Consider the following 25613-nt stretch of genomic DNA (forward strand, 5'->3'; position numbering starts at 1 on the left):
ACTCCCTCGAAGCCGACGCGTCATGCGTACGGACTGGCTGAAACGCGGATCATCATATGTCGCCCGAGCGGATGTTCCAGGGCGGTACCGACGGATGTGCGGGCCTGCGACCAGGGGGTCAGACCTCCCGCCAGGCCTCCAGCGCCAGCCCCGCCTCCGCCTTCCGCCGGGTGACCAGGAGCTGTCCGGTCGACGACGACACCGTCGCGGCGGCCACCCGCTCGTCCTCGTCCAGGGTGAGGGAGACCTCGGCGTCCGCCGGGAGCTGGGTGCCCGACTCGGTCCACCAGGCGCCGGCCGACTCCTGTTCCGTGGGGTACGCGGCGAAGGCGACCCGGCCGCTGGCCGAGCGCTGGGCGAGCAACGTGCAGTCGTAGCCGTCGAGTTCGCAGCGGACGACGGAGACCGGGCCGGGGCCGGCCGAGGCGAGGAGGGGCATCGGCTTGCCGCCGGGGCGCCAGGCGGACAGGTCGCCGGAGTCGTCGGTGTAGAAGAGGGTGGTGCTCTCCGGAGAGGTGGCCAGCGCGCGGAGCGTGCCGGGGCGGACGCGGGCCTCCATCGCCTCCTCCAGCACCGGTTGCGCGCCCGGCTCCAGCTGGCGCCAGTGCAGGATCGCGCCGGACACCGCCGCGTACAGCTCGACCGTGCCGGACTCCCCCGTCACCGCCGCGAGGTCCTCGTGCACGTCGTGCCCCTTGAGGTCGCGCCACGGGTCCCAGCCGCCCTTCTCCCGCTGGGCCAGCATGCTCACCCCGCCCGCGGTGTTGCGCACGAAGACATGGGCGCGGCCCTGCGCGTCGACCGCGAGCGCCGGTACGCCGGTGCGGTCGCCCTTCTTGTCGGGGTGGCCGATCGGGGTCCAGTCGAGGGCCGCCAGTCTGGGCCGGAAGTGCGTGGAGTGGACCAGGCCCGACTCGCCGGCCGCCGTGGGGCGCCAGGACACGAGGTGGGCGTAGCCGTCCGCGCCCTGTCCGATGCCGAGCAGCCCCGGGTGCAGCTTCTGGTCGCCGCCGATCCTGCGCGGGGCGCTCCAGAGGCCGCCGGAGGCGGGTTCCGCCCGGCACAGGACGGCGTCGCCCGAGGGCAGATACACACTGAGCCGGCCGTCACGGCCGCGGAGGAGCCAGTCGCCGTTCACCTCTTCACTGTAATTGGGGCGGGCGTTCGCGCACGGGGCACCCCCCGCCCGCGTGAGACCCTTGCCCCATGGACGAGGACACTCCCCTACTGGTGATCGTCGACGGCGCCAATGTCGTCGGATCGGTGCCCGACGGCTGGTGGCGCGACCGCAAGGGTGCCGCCGAGCGCCTCCGCGACCGGCTCGCGAGCGACGGTCTGCCGGGGCGCACGGACCCCGTGGAGCTGGTCCTCGTCGTGGAGGGCGCGGCCCGCGGTGTGGCGTCCGTCCCCGGCGTACGGGTGGTCTCGGCCCCCGGCAGCGGCGACGACCGGATGGTCGAACTGGTCGCCGAGGTTGCCGGCCGCCCCTGTCTGGTGGTCACCGCGGACCGTGAACTGCGGCGCCGGGTAACGGAGTTGGGCGCGGAGGTCACCGGGCCGCGCAGCGTACGGGGCTGAACCTCCCTCGTGGCGTACGGAGTTGACCTGGACGGCACACGGCCCGGCAACTCCCGCGCACTGAGCGGGACTTACCGGGCCGACGGTCAACCGGTGTGCCTACGGGGCGTTTCCGCCCGGCGGTGCGGTGGACTCGCGCGCCTCCGCCGCCTGTTGCAGACCCAGGCGGCTGTGCGTGCGGCCGTAGAAGAAGTACACGACGAAGCCGATGGCCATCCAGATGGCGAAGCGGAGCCAGGTCTCGGCGGGGAGGTTGAGCATCAGCCAGAGGGAGGCCAGGACCGAGACGATGGGGAGGGCCGGGACCAGCGGGGTGCGGAAGGAGCGGGGCAGGTCCGGGCGCTTGTTCCGGAGGATGACCACGCCGATCGCGACCACGATGAAGGCGAACAGGGTGCCGATGTTGACCAGTTCGGCGAGTTCGCTGAGGCTCGTGAAGCCCGAGACGATCGCGATGATCACGCCCAGGAGGATGGTCGGGCGGTAGGGCGTGCGGAAGCGCGGGTGGACGTGCGAGAAGAAGCGGGGCAGCAGTCCGTCGCGGCTCATCGCGAAGAACACGCGGGCCTGGCCGAGCAGCAGGATCATGCACACCGTCGTCAGGCCGATCGCGGCGCCGAAGCTGATCAGGCCCGCGAACCACGGGTGTCCGGTGGCCTTGAACGCGTCGGCGAGGGGCGCGTCGATCGACAGCGAGCTGTACTTCTGCATACCGGTCACGACGACCGCGACGGCGACGTACAGCGTGGTGCAGATGATCAGTGAGCCGAGGATGCCGCGCGGGACGTCGCGCTGCGGGTTGCGGGTCTCCTCGGCGGCGGTGGCGACGACGTCGAAGCCGATGAAGGCGAAGAAGACCACGGAGGCGGCGGTGAAGATGCCCATGACGCCGAAGTTGGAGGGCGCCCAGCCGAACATCAGCTGGATCAGCGGGGCCTTGAGGTTGCCGCCCGCCTCCACCGACTGTGCCTTGGGGATGAAGGGCTTGTAGTTGTCGCCCTTGATGAAGAAGGAGCCGGCGACGATCACCACGAGGACGACGGCCACCTTGATGGCGACGACGACCGAGGTGACTCGCGCGGAGAGCTTCATGCCGAGCACGAGGATCGCGGTGAGGACCAGGACGAGCGCGGCGGCGAGGATGTCGAAGCCGAAGCCGTGGGCGCCGTCCCGGCCGCTGAGCGCCTCGGGCAGATGCCAGCCCGCGTTGTCCAGCAGCGAGTGGATGTACCCGGACCAGCCGACGGCCACCACCGCCGTGCCGAGGGCGAGTTCGAGGACCAGGTCCCAGCCGATGGTCCAGGCGGGGAGTTCGCCGAGCGAGGCGTACGAGAAGGTGTACGCCGAGCCCGCGACCGGGACCGTGGACGCGAACTCGGCGTAGCAGAGCGCCGCGAGGGCACAGACGACGCCGGCCACGACGAAGGACAGGGCCACGGCCGGGCCGGCGGTGTTCTTGGCGGCCGTTCCGGTGAGGACGAAGATGCCGGTGCCGATGACCACGCCGACGCCGAACACCGTCAGATCCAGGGCCGAGAGGGATTTTCTGAGCGCGTGCTCGGGTTCCTCGGTGTCCTTGATGGACTGTTCGACTCTCTTCGTCCGGAAGAGGGTGCTGCTCACGGGTGTACCTCCCACGCTTGGCGTCCTCGACATGATCGAGAGGGGGCGATGGGGGCGCCCCCGGTCGAGCGAAGCCGAGACTGGGGGACCGTATGCCCCGACGCGGGCGGGTTCACGCGAATGGGCCGCTTTCACCACTGCAAAGAGTGGTGGAAGCGGCCCGTTCGGCGGTGCGGCCGTGCCTCAGTCGCGTGCGGACTCCACCGAGTCGACCTCCGCGGTGGGGCGGTCGAAGCGGCCGTCCAGCTTCGAGACCAGGCCGGTGACCTGGCGGGCGATGTCGGGGGCGGTGAGACCGATCTCCGTCATCACCTCGGCGCGGGAGGCGTGGTCGAGGAAGCGCGGCGGGATGCCGAAGTCGCGCAGCGGAACGTCCACGCCCGCGTCGCGCAACGCCTGTGCGATCGACGAACCGACGCCGCCGACACGGGAGTTGTCCTCGACGGTGACGACGACCCGGTGCTGCTCGGCGAGCGGGGCCATGGCCTCGTCGACGGGCTTGACCCAGCGCGGGTCGATCACGGTGGTGGTGATGCCCTGCTTGTCGAGCAGGTCGGCGATCTCCAGGCACATCGGCGCCAGCGCGCCGACGGAGACCAGCAGGACGTCCGGGGCGTCGGTGCCGGGCGCGCGCAGCACGTCCATGCCGCCGACGCGGCCCACGGCGGGTACGGCGGGTCCGACCGCGCCCTTGGAGAAGCGCACCACGGTCGGCGCGTCCTTGACCTGGACGGCCTCGCGGAGCTGGGCGCGGACCTGGTCGGCGTCGCGCGGCGCGGCGAGGCGAAGGCCCGGGACGACCTGGAGGATCGACATGTCCCACATGCCGTTGTGGGAGGCGCCGTCGGTGCCGGTGACACCGGCCCGGTCCAGGACGAAGGTCACCCCGCACCTGTGCAGGGCCACGTCCATCAGCACCTGGTCGAAGGCGCGGTTGAGGAAGGTGGCGTAGACGGCGAAGACGGGGTGCAGTCCCCCGGTGGCGAGGCCGGCCGCGGAGACGGCGCCGTGCTGCTCGGCGATGCCGACGTCGTAGATCCGGTTCGGGAAGGCGTCGGCGAACTTCTTCAGGCCGACCGGCTGGAGCATCGCGGCGGTGATCGCGACGATGTCCTGGCGCTCCTGGCCCAGCGCGACCATCTCGTCGCCGAAGACGGAGGTCCAGTCGGCGCCGGAGGCCTTGATCGGGAGGCCGGTGTCGGGGTGGATGGGGCCGATGCCGTGGAAGCGGTCGGCCTCGTCCTGGAGGGCGGGCTGGTAGCCGCGGCCCTTCTCGGTGAGGACGTGGACGATGACCGGGCCGCCGAAGCGCTTGGCGCGGGCGAGCGCGGACTCCATCGCCTCGATGTCGTGGCCGTCGATCGGGCCGACGTACTTGAGGCCGAGGTCCTCGAACATGCCCTGCGGGGCGATGAAGTCCTTGAGGCCCTTCTTCGCGCCGTGCAGCGTCTCGTAGAGGGGCTTGCCGACGACCGGAGTGCGCTCCAGGAGGTCCTTGCCGCGGGCCAGGAAGCGCTCGTAGCCGTCGGTGGTCCGCAGGGTCGCCAGATGGTTCGCGAGGCCGCCGATGGTCGGTGCGTACGACCGCTCGTTGTCGTTGACGACGATCACCAGGGGGCGGTCCTTGGCGTCGGCGATGTTGTTCAGCGCCTCCCAGGCCATACCGCCGGTCAGCGCGCCGTCACCGATGACCGCGACCACGTGGTCGTCGCGTTCGAGCACCTGGTTGGCCTTGGCGAGGCCGTCGGCCCAGCCGAGGACCGTGGAGGCGTGCGAGTTCTCGATGACGTCGTGCTCGGACTCGGCCTGCGAGGGGTAGCCGGACAGGCCGCCCTTCATCTTCAGCCTCGAGAAGTCCTGGCGGCCGGTGAGCAGCTTGTGGACGTAGGACTGGTGGCCGGTGTCCCACAGCACCCGGTCCTTCGGCGACTCGAAGACGCGGTGCAGGGCGATGGTCAGCTCGACCACACCGAGGTTCGGGCCGAGGTGGCCGCCGGTCTTGGAGACGGCGTCGACGAGGAAGGTCCGGATCTCCTCGGCCAGCTGGTCCAGCTGCTCCAGGCTGAGCCGGTCCAGATCGCGCGGTCCCCTGATGCGGGTCAGCAGCGGCACCCGTGCCTCCTTGCAGTAGAGCTGATCGAGCTGTTGCCGGGCTTGTCGAGTCTAATGTTCCGCCTTCGCGGACGACGCCCGGGCTGTGCGTCATACGTCACGCGATCGGCTGTACCCACGAACAGTCTTTCCTATGACCTTTCTACGACATGACTGTGCCCGGTACCGCGAGCGGTACCGGGCACTGGGCCGAACGGGTGCGGGTCAGCCGCGCCCGGACGCCTTCTGGCTCTTGCGGGACACCGAGTCGATGACGACCGCGCCGAGCAGAACGCCGCCGGTGATCATGTACTGGATCGACGTGTTCATGTTCAGCAGGTCGAGGCCGGTCTGGATCGACTGGATGACGAGCATGCCCAGGAGGGCGGACCAGACGGTGCCGCGACCGCCGAAGAGGCTCGTACCGCCGATGACCGCGGCCGCGATGGCCAGCATCAGGGTGTTGCCGCCGCCGGCGTTGAGCGTGGCGCTCTGGGTCTGACCGGCGAAGAACATACCGCCGACCGCCGCGAAGCCACCGGAGATGGCGAACACGGTGATGCGGATCAGCGGCACGTTGATACCGGCACGGCGCGCGGCCTCGATGCCGCCGCCGACCGCGAAGACCTTGCGGCCGTACGGGGTACGACGGAGCACGAAGTCCACGATCACCAGCGACACCAGGAAGATCACCAGCGCGTTGGAGACGCCGGCGGACTGGTTCAGCACGTACGCGGTGACGAACGCGGCCACGGCGAGCAGACCGACCCGCAGCCCGATCTCGCTGGTGGGCCGGAACGGCACCCCGGCGGCCTTGCGGCGGCGCTGCTCGACGAGCGAGCCGTAGAGCAGGGAGGCGACGCCGAGGGCGGCCAGGAGGTAGGCGCCCGCGATGGACTGGTCCATGAAGAACGAGCTCTGGCCGAGCAGGTGCACCGGGCCGCTGTCGGTGATGTTGATCGTGCCGCTCGAACCGAGCAGCCACAGCATCAGACCGTTCCAGCCGAGGAAGCCGGCCAGGGTGACGACGAACGCCGGTACGCCGATCCTCGCGAAGAAGAAGCCGTGCAGCGCGCCGATGCCGATGCCGGTGATGATCGTGAGGACCAGCGCCAGCCAGCCGTTCATCCCGTGGTTGACCACGAAGACGGCGAACAGGGTGGACGCCAGACCGCTGACCGAGCCGACCGACAGGTCGATCTCGCCGAGCAGCAGCACGAAGACCAGGCCGATGGCGAGCATGCCGGTCGCGGACAGGTAGTAGCTGATGTTGGACAGGTTGTCCGCGCTCAGGAACCGGCTGTTCTGCGACTGGAAGATGATGCCGATGACGATCAGGCCGGCGACGACCGGCAGCGAGCCGAGCTCACCGCCCTTGACCTTGCGCTTGAACTCGGTGATGTAGCCCCGGTAGCCCTCTTCGCGGACCAGCAGACGCGGGTCGACGACGGTGGCGGACGCGGCCGCCGCCGTGGGGTCGTCCGCGGGAGCCGCGTTGGCCGTGGCCACCGCGTCCTTCTTCACGGTGTTGGACGTGTCGCTCACTTTGCCGCCTCCGTGCTGCGCACCGCACGACGGGTCACGGCGTTGTCCGTGGCACCGGTGATCGCGGCGATGATCGTTTCCTGACTGGTGTCCTTCACCGGGAAGGAGCCGTTGTTCTTGCCCAGGCGCAGCACGTTGACGGTGTCGGCGACCGCCTTGACGTCGGCCATGTTGTGGCTGATGAGGATGACGCCGAGGTTGCGCTCGCGCAGCCGCTCGACCAGGTCGAGGACCTGCGCGGTCTGCTCGACACCGAGAGCGGCGGTGGGCTCGTCGAGGATGACGACCTTGGGGTCACCGATCAGCGCGCGGGCGATGGCGACGACCTGCCGCTGACCGCCCGAGAGGCTGGCGATCGGGATGCGCACGCTCGGGATGCGGATCGAGAGCGTGCTCAGCAGCTCACGGGAGTTCTTCTCCATCGTGACCTCGTCGATGATGCCGCGGTGCAGCAGCTCACGGCCGAGGTAGAGGTTGCCGACGACGTCGAGGTTGTCGCACAGCGCGAGGTCCTGGTAGACGGTGGCGACGCCGAGTCCCTGGGCGTCGTGCGGCTTGTTGATGCTGACCGGGTTGCCCTCCCACTCGATGACTCCTTCATCGATGGGGTGCACTCCGGCGATGGTCTTCACCAGGGTGGACTTTCCTGCGCCGTTGTCGCCGACCAGTGCGACGACCTCTCCGGCGTGAACCTCCAGCTCTACTTCGGTGAGGGCCTGCACCGCACCGAATCGCTTGGAGACTCCGCGCAACGCCAACACGGGCGTAGCGGACACGTGAACCATCTCCTTCGCCGCCTGACCGGCGGGGATGCCGCGCTTGTCAAAAGACGCGGAGGGTTGTGCCTAGGCACAGATTTACAAGATGAACATGCGCGCGGCCGATGCCTGTTGGCAACGGCTGCGTTCGCGCGGGTTCCGATCGGCGCCCGCCCCACAGCGGGGTTGGAAGGTGGGGCGGACGCCGAAGGGGGTCTGTCACCGCTGGGCGGTGGCTGCACCGCCGGGCGGTGCTACTGCAGACCGGCCGCCTTGCACGCCGCGGCGTAGTCGGCGGTGCAGATCTGCGCGACGGTGTAGAGACCGTCCTTGATGACCGTGTCCTTGATGTTGGCCTTGGTGACCGACACCGGGGTCAGCAGCTGCGAGGGCACCTTGTTGCCGGAGCCGCTGGTCTGGGTCGTGGTGGCGAGCGAGGAGATGCTCTTGCCCTGCGCCAGGTCGACGGCGAGCGTGGCGGCCGCCTCGGCCTCCGGCTTGAAGGCCTTGTAGACGGTGCTGGACTGGGTACCGGCGACGATGCGCTGGATACCGGCGAGCTCCGCGTCCTGGCCCGTCAGCGGGATGCCGCTGATCTTGGCGCCCTTGAGGACGGTGGCGATGCCACCGGCCATGCCGTCGTTGGCGGAGTAGACGCCCGCGATGTTCTTGGCACCGAGCTGGGTGATCGCCGCGGACATCTTCTGCCCGGCGACGCTGTCCTTCCACAGACCCGACTGCTCGTAGGCGATGTCGACCTTGCCGTCGAGGGCCTCGTGCGCGCCCTTCTTGAACTGCGCGGCGTTCGGGTCGGCGTCGTCACCGTTGATCATGACGATCTTCGACGACTTGGTGGCCTTCGAGCCCAGCGAGGTGAGGAGCGCCTCGCCCTGGAGCTTGCCGACCTGGACGTTGTCGAAGGACACGTACGCGGAGACCGGGCCCTGGGCCAGACGGTCGTACGCGACGACCTTGATGCCCTTGTCGACCGCCTGCTGGATCGAGGACTTGATCGCGGCGGAGTCCTGGGCGCTGATCACGATGACCTTGACGCCCTTGGTGATCATCGTGCTGACCTGCTGGGCCTGCGTGGCGGCGCTGGCGTTGGCGTTGGCGTACTGGACGCTGCAGCCGGAGCAGAGCTCCTTGACCTTCGCCTCGAAGTACGGCTTGTCGAACTTCTCGTAGCGAGCGGTGACGCTGTCGGGCAGGAGCAGGCCGATCGAGGCGTTGGTGCCGCCCGAGGAGCTGGAGCTGCTGCTGTCGGACTTCTTGTCGTCGCCGGCCTTGCCACAGGCGGCCACCGAAACGGCCATCGTGGTGGCGATGAGAGCAACGGCGGCACGACGCATGCGCGTGTTCACTTTAAACCTCCCTGACGAGGCCGCGTCGTTGCGGCCGAGGTGGCTGGAAGTCAACTCGGCCGCGCGTTCGGCGTCAAGAAGTAAATACTTAACGAGATGGCAACGGCGTCGTGCGTTCTCTAAGTGAAGACAGGTGTCGCTGCGGTCAGCGACCCGTCCAAAAGGGTCGAATCGCCCATCTCGCTGAGTGCGAGAGCGAGCGCTCCGAGCACTTCCGCACGGCCTCCAAGTGCCCCCGGGAGAACGGAAAGTTGACGCGCCGCACTGGGGATCGCGTAGCGGCCGACAGACTCCCTGATCGGCCCGAGCACAAGCTCACCGGCCTCGGCGAGATCGCCACCGAGGACCACTCGGCTCGGGTTCAGCAAATTGCAGAGATTGGCGACTCCACTGCCGATGTGTCGGCCGACGTCGGCGATCACCCGACGGCAACCAGGGTCTCCGTCCCGTGCCAGCCGTACGACTCCTTCCATGGTCAGGTCGGTGCCGTGGCTGGACTGGAGCAGCGGCAGCACATAGCGCGCGGCCGTGAAGGTCTCCAGGCAGCCCCGGTTTCCGCAGCGGCAGACAGGGCCGGACTCATCAAGAGTAATATGCCCGATTTCTCCCGCTGTGCCACCCGGGCCCCGGTAGATCGTCCCGTTGATGACCAGTCCCGCGCCGACTCCGCTCGCGACCTTGATGTACGCGAGGTCCCGGACGCCCCGTCCACTGCCCCAGACCAGCTCACCGAGGGCGCCGAGGTTCGCGTCGTTGTCCACGTGCACCGGTACGCCCAGACGGCTGCCCAGCTCCTCCGCGGGTCTGGTGCCGGTCCAGCCCGGGAGGATCGCGGTGGAGCCCAGGGTGCCCGACTCCACGTCGATCGGACCGGGCACGCCGAGACCCACTCCGGCGATCTTGGAGCGGTCCACGCCGGTCGCCGCGATCAGCCGGTTGACCAGCTCTTCCGCCCGGTCGAAGCCCTGGGTCGAGGAGGCGTCCACATCGACGGGCTCGGACTCCTCGGCCAGTACCTGATGGGCCAGATTCCCGACCGCGACGCGCAAATGCGTGTGCCCGAAGTCCACGCCGATGACAATGCCGGCGTCCCCGCTCAGCGACACGCTGCGGGCCCGGCGGCCGCCCGCCGAAGTCGGTGTGACCTCGACCGTTCCGCCGTCCTTGAGCTCGCGCACGATGTTGGAGACCGTCGCGGCGGACAGGCCCGTCGTCCGCGCGATCTCCGCCTGCGTCAGCGACCCGGCCAACCGCACCGCTCGCACGACCCGTTCGAGATTGGCTCGGTGCAGTGACGACTGCGACCCCGGAGTCTCCACGACGACCTCCTGCGCGCGGGACCGCATCGATGAGGCCCCGTCTATGTCCAACTAGTGAACTCTAAGCTGAGCTGTTCGGGTCGCCTCCCGTCAAGAGGTTGAACCGCATCCGGGGTCTCGGACACATACGTGACCACCGCTCCCGGCCTGCCGGGAACGGTGGTGGAACGATCACTTCCTGTCACGTTCTCCAGGTGCGCTACTTCAGGGTCGCCGAGGTCAGACCGGACTGCACCTGGCGCTGGAACGACAGGTAGACGACCAGCATCGGGATCATGGCGATCGTGACCCCCGCGAAGAGAACGGGCAGGTCGGAGGCGTAGCCCTGCTGCTGCTGGAGCTGGATGAGCCCCTGGGTGAGGACATAGCGCTCGGGGTCCGAGCCGCTCTGCGGCTGCATCAGGACCGTCGGCAGGATGAACTGGTTCCACTGACCGAGGGTGTTGAAGATGCCGACACTGATCAACCCGGCCTTGGCCATCGGCAACATCACTTGGAAGAACGTCCGGGTGTGCGAGGCCCCGTCGAGGACCGCCGCCTCGAAGACCGCCGTGGGCAGCGTCCGGAAGAACGCGTGCATGAAGAACACCGTGAACGGCATCGAGTAGGCGATGTAGACCAGGATCAGCCCCTGGTACGTGTTCAGCATGTCCAGCCGCTTGACCATGAAGAACAGCGGCACCAGCGCGAGGAACACCGGGAACATCGCGCCGGCGACGAAGAAGTAGTACAGCAGCCGGTTGCCCCAGAACTGGTAGCGGGCCAGCACGTACGCGGCCATCGAGCCGAACAGCATCGTCAGCGGTACCGAGAACACCAGCACGATCAGGGTGTTGAGGAAGTAGTCGCCGATGCCCTTGCTCCAGGCCCGCCGGAACACGTCGAACGACCAGTTGTGCGGCCAGCCGAAGGCCGAGTTGCCGATCTGCACGTCGGTCTTGAACGAGCTGAGCACCAGCCACAGCAGCGGCAGCACGATCAGCAGGGCCCACAGGGCCAGGAAGCCGTGCGAGAAGACGTTCAGTACGACGCCCTCGCCGCGGGGTTCACCGGGCCGGGCACTGGACTTCCCGGCCGACGGCTGCGGCGGGACGGTGCCGCCCGTGGGGGCGGTCTCCTTCAGGGGTGCGCTCATCGTCGTATGTCTCCCGCTCAGAACTCGATGCGCTCACGGCGGGTGGCGCGCAGCGTGACCACGGACAGGACCAGGGTGAGCAGCAGCATGACGACGCCCATCGCGCAGGCGTAGCCGCTCTTCCCGAAGTAGAGGAAGTTGCGCATCATCACGGTCGACATGACGTCGCTGCCGTGGTCGGGACCGCCTCCGTAGGCGCCCATGTTGGAGGTCATGGAGGAGACCAGGACGAACATGTCCATCGCGATGATGCCGAGATACACCCAGGCCGTCTGGACGGTCTCCCAGAGCAGCGGCAGGGTGATCCGGAAGAAGGACTGGGAGCGGTTCGCGCCGTCGATCAGGGCGGCCTCGTAGATGTCCCTGGGAATGGACTGCATGGCGGCGGAGAACAGCACCAGATAGAAACCGACGCCGTGCCACACCACGACCGCCATCAGCGCCCACAGCACCACGTTGGGCTCGTTGAGCCATTCCACGGGATTGTTGACGTCCACCAGGTGGAGTTTGATCAGGAAACCGTTGAGCAGACCGCCGCCGTCACTGCGGTACACCGCGTTGAACAGCACCGCGAGAATCGCCAGCGACAGGACCTGCGGGAAGAAGTAGACAATTTTGTAGAACCCGCTGCCGGTGACTCCCTGCACGCCACCGGCCTTGCTTCGCCCTCCCGCGTTCACCATGAAGGCGAAGAAGAGGGCGAGCAGAATGGTGATCACCGGGATGAACACCAGGAACAGGAGGTTGTGCCAGATGGCCTCCTTGAAGACGTCGTCGTGGAGCAGCGCTCGATAGTTGTCCAGTCCGACGAACTTGAAGGTCTGTGACTCGCCCTTCCAGTCGGTCAGCGAATAGCCGAACGTCTGGATGTACGGCCAGATCACGAAGATCAGATAGAGCGCCACGGGAACGAAGAGAAATCCCGCGACGAACCTGTACTGCCCTTTGCGCATTGGCGTTTCCTGCCCCTGGTGTCCCGAGCGTGATCAGGTGGTGCGATCAGGCGTTGTGATCAGGAGTGCACGTTCTTCTTGGACGCCGGGTCCTTGGCCTGCTTGTCGACGGCGGCCTGGCAGCGCTTCAGCCACTCCTTGGGCTGGATGCGCTTGGCCATCAGCTCGTTGGACGCGTTCTGGATGGAGGTGTCCATCTCGCTGTACCAGTCGGGGTACAGGAAGCGGAAGGTGTTGTCGCCGGCCGCCTTGGACGCGTCGACCGTGGACTGCGTGCCCGGGCGCAGGGTGACGCTGGAGTCGACACCGTCCTTGAGGATGGTGAGCGAGTTGGCCTCCTTGGCGAAGAGCGTCGACCACTCCTTGGAGAGCATGTGGCGCATGAACTCCTTGGCGCCGGGGAGGTTCTTGGCCTTCGCGGGGATGATGAAGGGCTCGCCGGAGCCGGCCCGGATCGCCTCGAAGGGCATCTGGCTGTCGGGCAGCAGCGGCATCGGCAGGAACTTCATGTCGAAGTCCGTCGGCGTCAGCTTGAGCTGCTCGTTCTCCAGCCAGGAACCACAGGTGATGAACGCGGCCTTGTACTGGTTCCAGCGCGTCTGCGACTCGGTGTGGGTCAGACCGTTGGTGCCGGGCATCAACAGGTCCTTCTCGACCACCTCGTAGATCGCCTCGACACCGGCCTGCGCGGCGGCCGAGCCGACAAACGCCTTCGGGTCGAGGTTGTCGATCGCCTTGACGGCGTCGAGCCCGCCCTTCTTGGCGATCAGGTCCATGATCGCGACGTTGATGTAGTACGGGTACTTGCCCTGGTGCGCGAGTCCGCCGATCCCGGCCGTCTTCGCCTTCTGGCACACGGCGATGAACTCGTCCCAGGTCTTCGGCGGGGTCCAGCCCTTCTCCTTGAAGAGCTTGCCGGAGTACCACAACCCCCAGACCGTGTAGATGTAGTTGAGGGCGACGACCTTGCCCTCCTGCACACCCGGGTCGAGGGTGCCGGGGATCAGCAGATCGCGCACCTTCTTGGTCGGGTCGTCGATCGCGGGCGCGTCCAGCACCGGCGAGAGGTCGAGCAACTGGCCGTTCTTGTACAGGACGTCGATCTTGATCTGCTGGGCGCCGGAGTCGTCGACGATGTCCGGCGGGTTGCCCGCGTTGAAGCGGGGCTGGAGCTTGCCGGTGATCTCCTGCGTTCCGGTGTGGGTGGAGGCGACGCCGATCTTCGTCTTGAAGTTGGCTTCCCACGCCTTCGCGTAGTCGTCGCCGTAACCGCCCTTGAAGACGACGACGTCGAGCGTGCTGCCCTTCTTCACACCGAAGGGATTCGTCTTCGACGTGGTGCCCTTGGTGCTGTCGTCACTGCTGCTGTCGTCCCCGCCACCGCTGGCACACGCGGACAGGAAACTCATCGTGGGTACGGAGATCAGACCGAGTGCGGCCGACCTCTTGATCAGATCACGGCGGCCGACGCCATTGGAACCGTTGTTCTCGGCTGAAGTGGATCCCATGCTCAAGTCCTCGCCTTCAACAGGACTCAGGCGGTGAACCGGATCCTCCCCGGCACCGCGGTCAGGTCGAGCTTGGTCGTGCAGAGGTACTTCGTGCGTGCTGCTGTGAGAGCGGTGTCGAACGCGACAGGTATAGTCCACTTCCCGCCGACAGAGCAAGATCGAATGCAGGGTAGGTTGTCGGTCTTTTCCGAAGTGAGACCTCGCGGAAATATGAACGCCCTGTGTGTTCGATGGCGGAGAAATCCCCGTTATTGCCCTCGAATGCCTCACTCAACACCCTTGACACACCAGGGCACTTGACTCCCTACTGTTCCTTGCGCGTCGTAGCTGACAACGTTGTCCAACGTGCAGGGAGGGTTCTCTCGTATGCGTCACAGATGGTGGAGTTCAGCAGTCGCTCTGGCGTTGGTGGTGGGATCGCAGGGAGTGGCGGTCGCGCTTCCGGACGGGGCCCCGGCCGCGGGCGGGGAGTTCGCCTCCTCCTTCGAGTCGGGAGATCCGGCACCGGACTGGCTCAACACGGTCGACACCGCGCCGGACGGCACCAAGCGCGCCTCCGGCGTCGACGGCGGCTACAGCACCGGCATCCCCGGCAATGTGACCGACCATGTCACCGACGTCCGGGCGAGCTCCGAGAACACCGGCGGCGGCGAGGTGAAGGAGAACCTCGTCGACGGCGAGTCCGGCACCAAGTGGCTGACCTTCGCGCCCACCGGCTGGGTCGAGTTCGACCTCGACAGACCGGCCAGGATACTGACGTACGCGCTGACTTCGGCGAACGACTTCGCCGAACGCGACCCGAAGGACTGGACGCTGTCGGGCTCGACGGACGGCAAGGACTGGAAGCCCGTCGACACCCGCACCGGCGAGACCTTCGCGAACCGCTTCCAGACGAAGTCGTACGACCTCGCCGCACCGGCCGAGTACCAGCACTTCCGGCTCGACATCACGAAGAACAACGGCGCGAGCGGCATCCTCCAGCTCGCCGACGTCCAGTTCTCCACGGGCGGCTCCACCGCGCCGATCCCCGAGGACATGCTCTCGCTGGTCGACCGGGGCCCCAGCGGCTCCCCCACCGCGAAGGCGGCCGCCGGCTTCACCGGGAAGCGGGCGCTGCGCTACGCGGGCCGTCACACGGCCACCGGGCGGGCGTACTCGTACAACAGGGTCTTCGACGTGAATGTCCCGGTCGGCAGGGACACCGCGCTGTCGTACAAGATCTTCCCGCAGATGGCCGACGGCGACCTCGACTACGACGCCACGAACGTCTCCGTCGACCTGGCCTTCACCGACGGCACCTACCTCAGCGGCCTCGGCGCGACGGACTCGCACGGCTTCGCGCTGACTCCGCAGGGGCAGGGCGCGGCGAAGATCCTCTACGTCAACCAGTGGAACAACGTCCTCTCGCGGATCGGTTCGGTCGCATCCGGGAAGACCGTCGACCGGATCCTCCTCGCCTACGACTCCCCCAGCGGGCCGGCGAAGTTCCGCGGCTGGCTGGACGACGTGAGCCTCAGGACGGCCGCGCCCGAGAAGCCGAAGGCGCATCTGTCCGACTACGCGCTGACCACCCGGGGCACCAACTCCAGCGGCAGCTTCTCGCGGGGCAACAACTTCCCCGCCGCGGCGCTGCCGCACGGCTTCAACTTCTGGACGCCGGTGACGAATTCGTCGTCGCTCAGCTGGCTCTACGACTACGCACGCGCGAACAACGACGACAACCTGCCGACCCTCCAGGCGCTCAGCCTGAGCCATGAGCCCAGCCCCTGGATGGGCGACCGGCAGACCTTCCAGGTGATGCCGTCGGCGGTCTCCGGCACCCCCAACACCGACCCGAACGCACGGGAGTTGGCCTTCAAGCACGAGAACGAGACGGCCCGCCCGTACTACTACGGCGTCACGTTCGAGAACGGTCTCAAGGCCGAGATGGCCCCGACCGACCACGCGGCCTCGCTGCGCTTCACCTACCCCGGCGACGACGCGAGCGTCATCTTCGACAACGTCACCGAGCAGGCGGGCCTGACCCTCGACAAGGCGACCGGGACCTTCACCGGCTACTCCGACGTCAAGTCCGGGCTGTCCACCGGAGCGACCCGGCTCTTCGTGTACGGCACGTTCGACGCGCCGGTGACGGACGGCTCCTCCAGCGGCGTCAAGGGCTATCTGCGGTTCAAGCCGGGCGCCGACCACACGGTCACCCTGCGTCTGGCCACCTCGCTGATCAGCGTCGACCAGGCGAAGGACAACCTGCGCCAGGAGATCCCGGACGGCACCACCTTCGACGCGGTGAAGACCCAGGCCCAGAAGGTGTGGGACAAGCTGCTCGGCAAGGTCGAGGTGGAGGGCGCGACGCCGGACCAGCTCACCACCCTCTACTCCAGCATGTACCGGCTGTACCTGTACCCCAACTCCGGCTTCGAGAAGGTCGGTTCGACGTACCAGTACGCCTCGCCGTTCTCCCCGATGACGAGCCAGGACACCCCGACGCACACCGGCGCGAAGATCGTGAACGGCAAGGTGTACGTCAACAACGGTTTCTGGGACACCTATCGGACCACTTGGCCCGCGTACTCGTTCCTGACACCGAGTCAGGCGGGTGAGATGGTCGACGGGTTCGTGCAGCAGTACAAGGACGGCGGCTGGACCTCGCGCTGGTCCTCGCCCGGCTACGCCGACCTGATGACCGGCACCTCCTCGGACGTCGCGTTCGCGGACGCGTACGTCAAGGGCGTGAAGTTCGACGCCAAGTCGGCCTACGACGCGGCCGTGAAGAACGCCACCGTCGTCCCGCCCGCCTCCGGTGTGGGCCGCAAGGGCATGACCACCTCGCCCTTCCTCGGCTACACGAGCACCGACACCAACGAGGGCTTCTCCTGGGCGATGGAGGGCTATGTCAACGACTACGGCATCGCCCAGATGGGCCAGGCCCTCTACAAGAAGACCGGCGAGAAGCACTACAAGGAGGAGTCGGAGTACTTCCTCAACCGCGCCCAGGACTACGTGAACCTCTTCGACAAGCAGGCCGGGTTCTTCCAGGGCCGGGACGCCAAGGGCAACTGGCGCGTGGACTCGGCGAGTTACGACCCGAAGATCTGGGGTTACGACTACACGGAGACCGACGGCTGGGGCTACGCCTTCACCGCCCCGCAGGACAGCCGGGGCCTGGCCAACCTCTACGGCGGCCAGAAGGCTCTCGGCGACAAGCTCGACGAGTACTTCGCCACCCCGGAGAAGGCCTCGTCGGCCACCGTCGGCTCCTACGGCGGTGTCATCCACGAGATGACGGAGGCGCGGGACGTCCGGATGGGCCAGTACGGCCACTCCAACCAGGTCGCCCACCACGTCACGTACATGTACGACGCGGCCGGCGAGCCCTGGAAGACCCAGAAGGACGTGCGTGAGGTGCTGTCACGCCTCTACACCGGCAGCGAGATCGGGCAGGGCTACCACGGCGACGAGGACAACGGCGAGCAGTCGGCCTGGTACCTCTTCTCCGCGCTCGGCTTCTACCCGCTGGTGATGGGCAGCGGCGAATACGCCATCGGCTCCCCGCTGTTCACCAAGGCGACCGTCCACCTGGAGAACGGCAAGGACCTGGTCGTCAAGGCGCCGAAGAACAGCACGAAGAACGTCTACGTGCAGGGCCTGAAGGTCAACGGCAAGGCCTGGACGTCGACTTCGCTCCCCCACTCGCTGCTGGAGAAGGGCGGAGTGCTGGACTTCTCCATGGGCTCCAAGCCCTCGTCGTGGGGCAGCGGCAAGAACGCGGCGCCGGCGTCGATCACCAAGAACGACAAGGTGCCCACCCCGCGCAGTGACCAACTCGTGGGTACCGGTGCCCTGTTCGACAACACGTCGGCCACGGCCGCGACGGTGACCTCGGCGGACCTGCCGGTCGCGAGGGCCACCAGGGGCGTCCAGTACACGCTCACGTCGTCGGCGGACCACACGCAGGCGCCGACCGGCTGGACCCTCCAGGGCTCGACCGACGGCAGCAAGTGGAAGACGCTCGACAAGCGCTCCGGCGAATCCTTCACCTGGGACAGGCAGACGCGCGTCTTCTCGGTCAAGTCACCGGGCTCGTACGGGTATTACCGCCTGGTGCTGACCGGCTCCTCGACCCTCGCGGAGGTGGAACTGCTCGGCTGAGGGCCGCTCACGGCACGGGGAGGCGGGGCAGCAGCCGCCGCAACGCCTCCGCGTGCTGATGGACCCGTTTGAGCACGCCTCTTCTGGTCGACGCGAAGACGGGGACGTCCTGGGCCGGTCCGCACGCGGCGGCCTTGTACAGGTCGTCGAGCCACGCCCCGCTCCCCCTGGTGCCGTCCGGCGCCAGGGGGATCAGTCGTGTCAGGACCTCCGATTCGGCGCCGCCCAGGAACCAGACGCGCACCATCAGGTCGGAGCGGAGATATCGCAGGCCGCCGTCTATGTCCTCGGGCGGCGCGAAGCCCTCGTCCCCCACCAGGAACGCGAAGGCCGTGCGCGCCTCGGCCCGGAACTCTTCGGGCATGTGCGGCCGTTTCACCATCTGCGGATGCTCGCACGCGCCGATGTGCCCCCGCCACCGAAACCGGCGAGGGCACACGGTGTGGACGTCAGTTCACCGCAAGGGTGAACACATGGAGATCCGGGTCGTCCGGAAGTGTCACGCTCTTGATGGTCTTGCCCGTGGGTGCCGCGAACGGCTTGGTGGCGAACACATAGGTGACGACCGGGTCTTTGTCCGCACCCGCGACATTGCGGTACGCCGTCCTGGCGACGACCTCGTTGCCGTACTGCACGGTGCCGCCGCCCCCGCCGACGGTCCAGTCGGTGAAGGACAGGTCGATCGCGTCGGTGCTGCCGTCGGTGTAGGTGACGGTCGCCTTCGTCTGCTGGTTGCCGTTCACCGCGCTTCCGATGAAGGACAAGTGCGCTGCGGGCTGGGGAAGTTGGACGGTCTGCCCGGCCGTCGAGACATTGTCCGGGCGCCCGTTCGGCGAGCCGGGCCAGGTGAACCCGAGCCCGTCGACCGTACCCGCGCCGCCCGGGGTGAGCCCGGCCGTCGCGAGCGCCTGGAGGGAGTAGCTCCAGCCGCCGCCGTCGTAGTCCGCCTCGTCGTGCTCACCGGTGTCGTCGGAGACCCCGGTGTTGTTGTAGGCGGCGAGAAGAGTGCCGGGCGCGGCGACCGTGAGGGACACCGGCTGCTCGTACGACGTGTCGCCCGAGGTGACGGTCACCTTCACGTCGTAGAAGCCCTGTGTCATGTCGTCGGCCGCGGTGAGGGTGATGTCCTGCGAGCCGTCGACGACCGTGCCCTGCGCGGGAGTTGCCGTCACTCCGGTGGGCGTCTCGACGCTGTAGCGGACCTCGGGTCCGGTACCGCCGCTCAGTGCCAGGGCCTTGATGTTGACCTTCGTGGTGTCGCCGGGGGCGAGGGTCGCGGCGGTCGGGCCCACGCCGATCTGGTACGGCTGCTCGCCGGTGCGGAAGGACGGCGGGGCGTCGGCGGAGGCGCTGCCCCAGGTGCGGTTCGGGGTGCCGGCGAGGGTGTAGTCGAGGGTGCCGCCGTTCCTGACGATCGAGGAGGAGAGCCAAGGCCGTTGCGTGCTACGGCCGTTGACCTTCAGGGACTGGATGTACGGGGCGTCGGTCGCCGCGCCCTTCGCGCGGATGGAGATGTCGTTGCCCTGCGGGCGCTTGATCTCGATGCGCTCGAACAGCGGTGAGGCGAGGGTGAGTTCGGCGCGGGAGGGGACCTGGGGGTACATGCCGAGGGCGGAGAAGACGTACCAGGACGACATCTCGCCGAGGTCGTCGTTGCCGGGGATACCGGCCGGGTCGGTCGTCCAGAGCTGCTTCATGGCCGCCCTGACGGTCTCCTGGGTCTTGTAGGGCGCACCCGCGTAGTCGTAGAGGTAGGGGACGTTGACGGACGGCTCGTTGTCCAGCTCCGACTTGTCGCCGCCGCTGCCCGTGAAGGACCAGCTACCGTCCGCCTCATGGAAGAAGGAGTCGAGGCGGGCCAGCGCCTTGTCCGTGCCGCCCATCGCCGCGAACAGCCCGGCGGGGTTGTGCTGGACCATCCAGGTGTACTGGGCGGCCGTGCCCTCCACGAAGCCGTTGCCGGTGCCCGGGGTGAAGCCGGTGACCCAACTGCCGTCCGCCTTGCGGTTGGCGATGTAACCGCCGGTGGGGTCGGCCGCGATGTTGAAGTTGTTCTGCCACCACTGGGCGCGCTTGGTGAAGTCGGCCGCCGTGCTCTTCTTCCCCGCCGCCGTGGCGAGTTGGGAGAGCGCGAAGTCCGCCGTGGACATCTCCAGCGTCTCGGCGGCGCCGCCCCAGGCGTTGGAGACGGACGGCATGTAGTGCAGGTTCAAGTACTTGTCCAGGGAGGGGCGTTGGCCCACCGAGAGGACCGGCTTGCCCGAGGAGGACAGGTCCTGCGCGGTCGGTACGGTCGCCGCCTTCACGAGGGAGGCGAGGGCCCCCTTGAGGTCGAAGTCCGTGCCGCCGAAGGCGCGGATGCCGGCCAGGGCGGTGGGTGAGGGGTCGCCGTTCATGACGTGGGTGCCGCTCGCGCCGTGCAGCCAGCGGTCCCAGATCCCGCCGTTCTGCTGGGCGAGTTCGTAGAGGGACTGCGCGATGTCCGAGCCGGTGCTGGGGCTGAGGAGGGTGAGCAGTTGGACCTGCGAGCGGTAGATGTCCCAGCCGGAGAAGGTGCCGTACTGCGCCTGATGGCCCCGGCTGACCTTGTGCACCTTGCCGTCGCTGCCGGTGTATCTGCGGTCGGCGTCGCTGATGACGTTCGGGTGCAGGAGGGAGTGGTAGAGCGCGGTGTAGAAGGTGGTGCGCTCGGTGTCGGTACCGCCGCCCACCATGATCGCGCCGAGTTGGTCGCGCCAGGCGCGGTGCGCGGCGTCCTCGACGGCGTCGAAGGAGCGCTTCGACGGGTTCTCCGCCGCGAGGTTGGCCTTCGCGCCGGCCTGACTGACATACGAGATGCCGACCTTGACGCCGACCGGGCCGGTGCCGGGCTCGAACTCGACGTAGCCGCCCGCGCCCTTGCCCGCGACGGGACGGCCGCCGTTGGTGAAGCCGCCCGTGCCGCCGGTCGCGGACGTCGATCCCGGGGTCACCTTGTCGTCCTGCCAGGTGCCGGTGGTCTTGAAGGCGCGGTCGAAGGTGGCGGTGAAGTACAGGGTGTAGTAGGCGCGTTGGCCCTCGGGGTCGAGGTAGCCGCAGAAGTTGCCGGAGGTGACCGAGCCGGAGACCGTGCGGGTCGCCGGGTCGATGGTGACCGACGAATCGGTGGAGCCCACCTCGGAGTTGGCGGTGCGGATCAGCAGCGAGGCGGGCTTGTCGGCCGGGTAGGTGAAGCGGCCGGAGCCGGTGCGGGCGGTCGCCGTGAGGTCGGCGGTGACGCCGGAGGCGAGGCCGACCTTGTAGTGGCCGGGTTCGGCGGTCTCGGCGGTGTGGCTGAAGTCGGAGGCGTAGACGGCGTCCTTGGTGTCGCTCGCCGGGGAGGAGGTGACCTCACCGGCGTAGGGGTAGAACGGGATGTCGCCGCTGCCGCCCGCGCAGCCGGTACCCGACATGTGGGTGAGGCTGAAGCCGCGGATGCGGGTGGCGTCGTACTGGTAGCCGCCCGGTGCGGCCGTGCTGGTCGCGCTGCCTCTGGTGTTCTCCGGGCTCCAGGAGAGCATGCCGAAGGGCACGACGGCGCCCGGGAAGACATTGCCGCCGTTCTTGGTGCCGATCAGCGGATCGACGTAGGCGCTGGGGTCCTTGACGAGGTGCGGTGGGGCGGCGGTGGCCGCCAGGGCGGGGGTGGCGCCGCCGACCGCGAGTGCGGCGGCGAGCATCAGGGACATGGGACGGAAACGCATGACGCGGCCCCTCCTCCTTCGGACGGGTCGCGCACCACAGGTCGCACAAGCCGCAGGGACAGTAACGTGCGCCACCCGTACCACGGAAGAGCGCGTGCGTCGGCGAGGGCGCGCGGACCGGCCACTCGGACGGCGTCCGCAGGCCAACTGGGTTGACATCGTTGTCCGTTGAGGCGGTAGAGTCGTATGCAGACCATTAGACAACGTTGTCGCACCGCAGCGTCGCCCCAAGCCACGCACCACCCGGGCAGGTTCACCCCCATCACCTGCCCGGCTCGCGGACCCGGTGGCCCCCGACCACCGGGTCCGCCCCGAGCGCGCGCTCAACCGACCTGGCAGGGAAGGGCAGTTGCCGGGTCACCGCCGTCGCCGTTCACGACGTATCCGAAGGTGGAGCTCTGGCCCGGACTCAGTGAGCCGTTCCAGTCGGCGTTGTGGACCATCACGTCCTGGCCGCTGTAGGTCGCGTTGCCGTTCCAGAGGCTGGCGACCGACTGGCCGCCGGGGAGCGTCCAGTTGACCATCCAGCCGAGCATCGGGACGTCGCCGGAGTTGGTGACGGTCACCTCGGACTGGTAGCCGCCGGGCCAACTGCCCGTCGTACGACGGGTCGCCGAACAGACCCCCGGCACCGGGTCGGTGGGGTTGCCCGGGTCGTGAATACCCGTCACTTCCCCATTGCCGCCGTCGAATACGACGTCGGAGCAGGAGTAGAAGGTCTCGGTGCTGTCCGAGCGCTGCCACACCATGTAGATGATGTGCCGCCCCGACTTGTTCGCCGGAAGCTGCCCGGTCCAGGAGTAGTTGGCCTCGACCGTGCCCGGGGTGCCGTTGAGCGGCGGGTGGTCGACGGTGAGGAACGGGGTGTCCTCCATGGCGTCCCAGGTGAGCGCCTTCGTCGGGTCGAAGCCGTCCTTGGTGACGTAGACGTAGAACCAACCCGGGTGCGCCGCCCAGGCGTTGTACGAGAAGTCGACCGTCGCGCCCGAGGTGAGATGTGTGAGCGGCCAGTCGTCGCGCGGGAGGTTGAAGCCGGTGAAGTTGGCGTTGCCGCCGCTGCACAACTGCCCGTCGGGCACGAAGCCGCGGGTGCGGCCGGCGCCGTCGGAACGCAGCACGGAGAACCAGTTGTAGAACGGCGTTGTGCCGCTGACCTGTTGGGCCGCCTTGCAGGCCGGGTTGACGGGTTTGATCTCGCCGGTCGAGGTCAGCGCGTCCTGCCAGCAGAGGAAGGTGCGGCTGGCGGGTTTCATGGGCGTGCCGTGCGCCTCCGCGGTGCCGCCGGTGGCGAGGATCAGGGCCAGGGCGGGGACGGTGGTGAGCAGGGCGAGGAGGGTGAGGAAGAGGGCTCGGTGGGGGGTGGGGCGTGGTAATCGCGGCATGGGTTTCGGTTGCGCTTGCGGCTCTGTCATAGACATGACAGTTCTACGTCCCTTCGCTCGGCGGTCGTGAGGAACGTGCGGATGGGGATGCGTGGGGTGGGACGATCCGGTGCCGCCCGACGGGTTCCGGACCGCCGGCCGGGTGGGAGCGCTCCCACCCCACTTGCCCGTGAAGTTAGCGCGGACTGGGGAGGGTGTAAACGGCGGGCGGGGGTTGAAGTGGCTTTCGGGGCGGGCTTGTTCGGGAACCGGGGCTCGTACGATCCCGTCATGATCGCAGTCGTCGTCACGGTCACGCTGACCTTCGCCGGGTATCTCGCCACGTACCTCAACGGCCTGCGGCTGGCCCAGCGGCAGGAGCGGCTCGCCCGGGTCAATCGCCAACTCGGCGACTTCTACGGGCCGTTGTTGGCACTGACGGAGGCGAATGCCCGCACCTTCGCCGCGTTCGTGGAGCGGTACGCCCGGCCCGGGGGCGTCTCGCCCTTCAGCGACGGAACCCCGCCGACCGACGAGGAGTTGGCGCAGTGGCGGCTGTGGGTGACGGCCGTTTTCCTGCCGGCCCTTCGGGACATGCGCGAACTCGTCGTCGGGCGGGCGGATCTGCTGCGCGAGCCGGAGATGCCGCCCTTGCTGCTGGAGTCGTGCGCGCACGCGGCGGGATACGAGATCACTGCGGCACGCTGGGCACAGGGGGACTTCTCGGAGCACCTGTCGTTGGTCGCGTTCCCGGGCGCGGAGTTGTCCGGGTACGCGCGGCGAGGCTTCGGTGAACTGAAGCTGAAGCAGGCGCGGTTGCTGGGCGGCGGTGCGGACGGCGGCAGGTGACCGCGGCGGCCGAACGCCCCGATGCGTGGGGCGACACAGGCGGGGCTTCCTCCACCGCCACCACAGTCGCCCCACAGGCTTGACCCAGTTTTGGCCAAGCGCTCCATGTGGTGACTGTCGTTTGATCCTGTTCGCTTGTCGCGTTGACGGGGTTGGTTCTTGACGTTTTCTGAGTCAGGTGAGCGTTGCGATGGAGGAACAGCTCATGAGAAGGCGGATTCGCGGCGTGCTGGCCGCGTTGACCGGAGCGTTGCTGCTCACCATGGGGGTCACCGCGACCGGTGGCCAGTCGGCGAGAGCCGATGACAACGATGTCGGGCTCAAACCCGTGCTGGGGTGGAGCAGTTGGAGTTTCGTGCGGCGCGATCCGACCGCGGGGACCATCGAGGCGCACGCGAAGGCGCTCAAGACCAGCGGCCTGGCGAAAAACGGCTTCGTCTACGCCAACGTCGACGACTTCTGGTACCAGTGCCCGGGCGGTCAGGGGCCGGACGTCGACCAGTACGGGCGTTGGGTCACCGACCCCGTCAGGTCCCCGCCGCGCGGCGGTGAGAACGGCGTCCAGGTCGTGGCCGACCATGTGCACTCCCTGGGGCTGAGGTTCGGCCTGTACGTCACTCCCGGCATCTCCCAGCAGGCGGTCGCGAAGAACACCGAGATCAAGGGAACGCCGTACCACGCCCGGGACATCGCCACCACGACGACGGAGAGCAACTACAACTGCGGGGGCATGGTCGGCATCGACTACACCAAGCCCGGTGCGCAGACGTTCGTCGACTCGTGGGCCGGGCAGTTCGCCGGGTGGGGCATCGACTATCTCAAGATCGACGGCGTCGGCACGTCCGACCAACAGGACGTCCAGGCCTGGTCGGAGGCCCTGCGGCACACCGGGCGGCCCATTCATCTGGAGCTGTCCAACAAGCTCGACATCAACAACGCCGCCACCTGGAAGAAACTCTCCAACGGCTGGCGCACCGGCGGCGACATCGAGTGCCACTGCGGTCCGGACGGCAGCGGTTACCCGCTGACGACCTGGGCCTCGGTCGCCTCACGGTTCGACCAGGTCGCGGCCTGGGCACCGTACGGCGGGCCCGGCGGATACAACGACTACGACTCCCTGGAGATCGGGAACGGGGACGGCAACGGGCTCACCCCCGACGAGCGCCGGACGCAGATGAGTCTGTGGTCGCTGGCCGCCTCGCCGCTCGTCCTCGGCACCGATCTCACCCATCTCGACCCCGCCGACCTCGCCCTGCTGAAGAACACCGACGTGCTCGCGGTCGACCAGGACGGCATCGACGCCAAGCGGATCTCCTCGGACGCGAACTCCCAGGTGTTCGCCAAGACCGAGCCCGGCGGGGATGTCGTGGTCGGTCTGTTCAACACCGGGTCGGCTCCCCGCGAAGTCGCCACGACAGCGGGCGCGTTGGGGCTGTCCGCGGCGCGCGACCACGCCCTGCGGCCACCTACCCCTCGTGGCTGAAGCTCGTCCGTGACGGCACCTCGTACAGCGGCTACTACTCGACCGACAACGCCAGTTGGAACCTGGTCGGCACCATCGACGTGCCGACCGGCGCCGCCACCCAGGACGTCGGCCTGACCCAGACCTCGCACGCCTCGGGCACGACGGGCGAGGCCGACTTCGAGGGGTTCAC

At 68.1% G+C, this 25613-nt stretch carries 17 protein-coding genes; 4 read left to right on the forward strand and 13 right to left on the reverse strand.

What is annotated here, in order from left to right:
• Nucleotides 1-118 precede the first annotated feature (118 nt).
• Complete coding sequence (locus ACIRRY_RS43330) at nucleotides 119-1138, reverse strand: hypothetical protein (protein ID WP_403984373.1); 1020 nt, start codon at nucleotides 1136-1138, stop codon at nucleotides 119-121.
• 68 nt (nucleotides 1139-1206) lie between these two features.
• Between ACIRRY_RS43330 and ACIRRY_RS43335 the strand changes: the two genes are divergently transcribed.
• Nucleotides 1207-1578: an NTP pyrophosphohydrolase gene (locus tag ACIRRY_RS43335; protein ID WP_403984375.1), complete on the forward strand. Its 372-nt coding sequence runs from the start codon at nucleotides 1207-1209 to the stop codon at nucleotides 1576-1578.
• Nucleotides 1579-1677: 99 nt separating this feature from the next.
• Here the strand turns inward: ACIRRY_RS43335 and ACIRRY_RS43340 are convergent, their stop codons facing one another.
• From ACIRRY_RS43340 to ngcE, 9 genes are all read right to left on the reverse strand, one after another.
• Nucleotides 1678-3201, reverse strand: a complete 1524-nt coding sequence (locus ACIRRY_RS43340) for an amino acid permease (RefSeq protein ID WP_403984377.1) — start codon at nucleotides 3199-3201, stop codon at nucleotides 1678-1680.
• 183 nt (nucleotides 3202-3384) lie between these two features.
• Entirely contained in the window at nucleotides 3385-5313 is a 1929-nt protein-coding gene (gene dxs, locus ACIRRY_RS43345) for a 1-deoxy-D-xylulose-5-phosphate synthase (protein ID WP_403984379.1), read from the reverse strand.
• A 204-nt stretch (nucleotides 5314-5517) separates the two neighbouring features.
• Nucleotides 5518-6837: a sugar ABC transporter permease gene (locus ACIRRY_RS43350; protein ID WP_403984381.1), complete on the reverse strand. Its 1320-nt coding sequence runs from the start codon at nucleotides 6835-6837 to the stop codon at nucleotides 5518-5520.
• A complete protein-coding gene (locus ACIRRY_RS43355; protein WP_403984383.1) occupies nucleotides 6834-7622 on the reverse strand; it encodes an ATP-binding cassette domain-containing protein in 789 nt (262 codons plus the stop codon). The genes ACIRRY_RS43350 and ACIRRY_RS43355 overlap by 4 nt, the downstream gene beginning before the upstream one ends.
• 227 nt (nucleotides 7623-7849) lie before the next feature.
• Nucleotides 7850-8947, reverse strand: a complete 1098-nt coding sequence (locus ACIRRY_RS43360; protein WP_403984593.1) for a sugar ABC transporter substrate-binding protein — start codon at nucleotides 8945-8947, stop codon at nucleotides 7850-7852.
• A gap of 131 nt (nucleotides 8948-9078) precedes the next feature.
• Nucleotides 9079-10278 carry an ROK family transcriptional regulator gene (locus ACIRRY_RS43365; protein ID WP_329259484.1) on the reverse strand — a complete coding sequence of 400 codons (1200 nt, stop codon included), beginning with the start codon at nucleotides 10276-10278 and terminating at the stop codon, nucleotides 9079-9081.
• 199 nt (nucleotides 10279-10477) lie between these two features.
• Entirely contained in the window at nucleotides 10478-11413 is a 936-nt protein-coding gene (locus ACIRRY_RS43370) for a carbohydrate ABC transporter permease (protein WP_403984386.1), read from the reverse strand.
• Nucleotides 11414-11430: 17 nt separating this feature from the next.
• On the reverse strand, nucleotides 11431-12366 hold the full coding sequence (locus ACIRRY_RS43375; protein ID WP_403984388.1) for a carbohydrate ABC transporter permease: 936 nt from the start codon (nucleotides 12364-12366) through the stop codon (nucleotides 11431-11433).
• A gap of 59 nt (nucleotides 12367-12425) precedes the next feature.
• On the reverse strand, nucleotides 12426-13874 hold the full coding sequence (gene ngcE, locus ACIRRY_RS43380; RefSeq protein WP_403984390.1) for an N-acetylglucosamine/diacetylchitobiose ABC transporter substrate-binding protein: 1449 nt from the start codon (nucleotides 13872-13874) through the stop codon (nucleotides 12426-12428).
• Between the two features lie 369 nt (nucleotides 13875-14243).
• On the opposite strand from ngcE, the gene ACIRRY_RS43385 reads away from it, so the two are divergent.
• Nucleotides 14244-18026 carry a GH92 family glycosyl hydrolase gene (locus tag ACIRRY_RS43385; protein WP_403984392.1) on the forward strand — a complete coding sequence of 1261 codons (3783 nt, stop codon included), beginning with the start codon at nucleotides 14244-14246 and terminating at the stop codon, nucleotides 18024-18026.
• A gap of 7 nt (nucleotides 18027-18033) precedes the next feature.
• Here the strand turns inward: ACIRRY_RS43385 and ACIRRY_RS43390 are convergent, their stop codons facing one another.
• From ACIRRY_RS43390 to ACIRRY_RS43400, 3 genes are all read right to left on the reverse strand, one after another.
• Entirely contained in the window at nucleotides 18034-18390 is a 357-nt protein-coding gene (locus ACIRRY_RS43390) for a hypothetical protein (RefSeq protein WP_403984394.1), read from the reverse strand.
• A gap of 85 nt (nucleotides 18391-18475) precedes the next feature.
• Nucleotides 18476-21748 carry a GH92 family glycosyl hydrolase gene (locus ACIRRY_RS43395; protein WP_403984396.1) on the reverse strand — a complete coding sequence of 1091 codons (3273 nt, stop codon included), beginning with the start codon at nucleotides 21746-21748 and terminating at the stop codon, nucleotides 18476-18478.
• A gap of 323 nt (nucleotides 21749-22071) precedes the next feature.
• Nucleotides 22072-23130, reverse strand: a complete 1059-nt coding sequence (locus tag ACIRRY_RS43400; protein WP_403984398.1) for a lytic polysaccharide monooxygenase — start codon at nucleotides 23128-23130, stop codon at nucleotides 22072-22074.
• A gap of 270 nt (nucleotides 23131-23400) precedes the next feature.
• Between ACIRRY_RS43400 and ACIRRY_RS43405 the strand changes: the two genes are divergently transcribed.
• Both ACIRRY_RS43405 and ACIRRY_RS43410 read left to right on the forward strand, forming a co-directional pair.
• Nucleotides 23401-23958, forward strand: a complete 558-nt coding sequence (locus ACIRRY_RS43405) for a hypothetical protein (RefSeq protein ID WP_403984400.1) — start codon at nucleotides 23401-23403, stop codon at nucleotides 23956-23958.
• Nucleotides 23959-24163: 205 nt separating this feature from the next.
• Complete coding sequence (locus ACIRRY_RS43410) at nucleotides 24164-25441, forward strand: glycoside hydrolase family 27 protein (RefSeq protein ID WP_403984402.1); 1278 nt, start codon at nucleotides 24164-24166, stop codon at nucleotides 25439-25441.
• The last annotated feature ends 172 nt before the right edge of the window (nucleotides 25442-25613 follow it).

This window comes from Streptomyces sp. NPDC101776 (assembly GCF_044766845.1).
GTDB lineage: Bacteria > Actinomycetota > Actinomycetes > Streptomycetales > Streptomycetaceae > Streptomyces.

Coding starts and splice junctions, on each gene's coding strand:
- ACIRRY_RS43400 (WP_403984398.1), bottom strand. CDS start 23,130: ATGCCGCGATTACCACGCCCCACCCCCCACCGAGCCCTCTTCCTCACC.
- ACIRRY_RS43405 (WP_403984400.1), top strand. CDS start 23,401: ATGATCGCAGTCGTCGTCACGGTCACGCTGACCTTCGCCGGGTATCTC.
- ACIRRY_RS43395 (WP_403984396.1), bottom strand. CDS start 21,748: ATGCGTTTCCGTCCCATGTCCCTGATGCTCGCCGCCGCACTCGCGGTC.
- ACIRRY_RS43355 (WP_403984383.1), bottom strand. CDS start 7,622: ATGGTTCACGTGTCCGCTACGCCCGTGTTGGCGTTGCGCGGAGTCTCC.
- ACIRRY_RS43410 (WP_403984402.1), top strand. CDS start 24,164: ATGAGAAGGCGGATTCGCGGCGTGCTGGCCGCGTTGACCGGAGCGTTG.
- ACIRRY_RS43390 (WP_403984394.1), bottom strand. CDS start 18,390: ATGCCCGAAGAGTTCCGGGCCGAGGCGCGCACGGCCTTCGCGTTCCTG.
- ACIRRY_RS43375 (WP_403984388.1), bottom strand. CDS start 12,366: ATGCGCAAAGGGCAGTACAGGTTCGTCGCGGGATTTCTCTTCGTTCCC.
- ACIRRY_RS43370 (WP_403984386.1), bottom strand. CDS start 11,413: ATGAGCGCACCCCTGAAGGAGACCGCCCCCACGGGCGGCACCGTCCCG.
- ngcE (WP_403984390.1), bottom strand. CDS start 13,874: ATGGGATCCACTTCAGCCGAGAACAACGGTTCCAATGGCGTCGGCCGC.
- ACIRRY_RS43335 (WP_403984375.1), top strand. CDS start 1,207: ATGGACGAGGACACTCCCCTACTGGTGATCGTCGACGGCGCCAATGTC.
- ACIRRY_RS43385 (WP_403984392.1), top strand. CDS start 14,244: ATGCGTCACAGATGGTGGAGTTCAGCAGTCGCTCTGGCGTTGGTGGTG.
- ACIRRY_RS43360 (WP_403984593.1), bottom strand. CDS start 8,947: ATGCGTCGTGCCGCCGTTGCTCTCATCGCCACCACGATGGCCGTTTCG.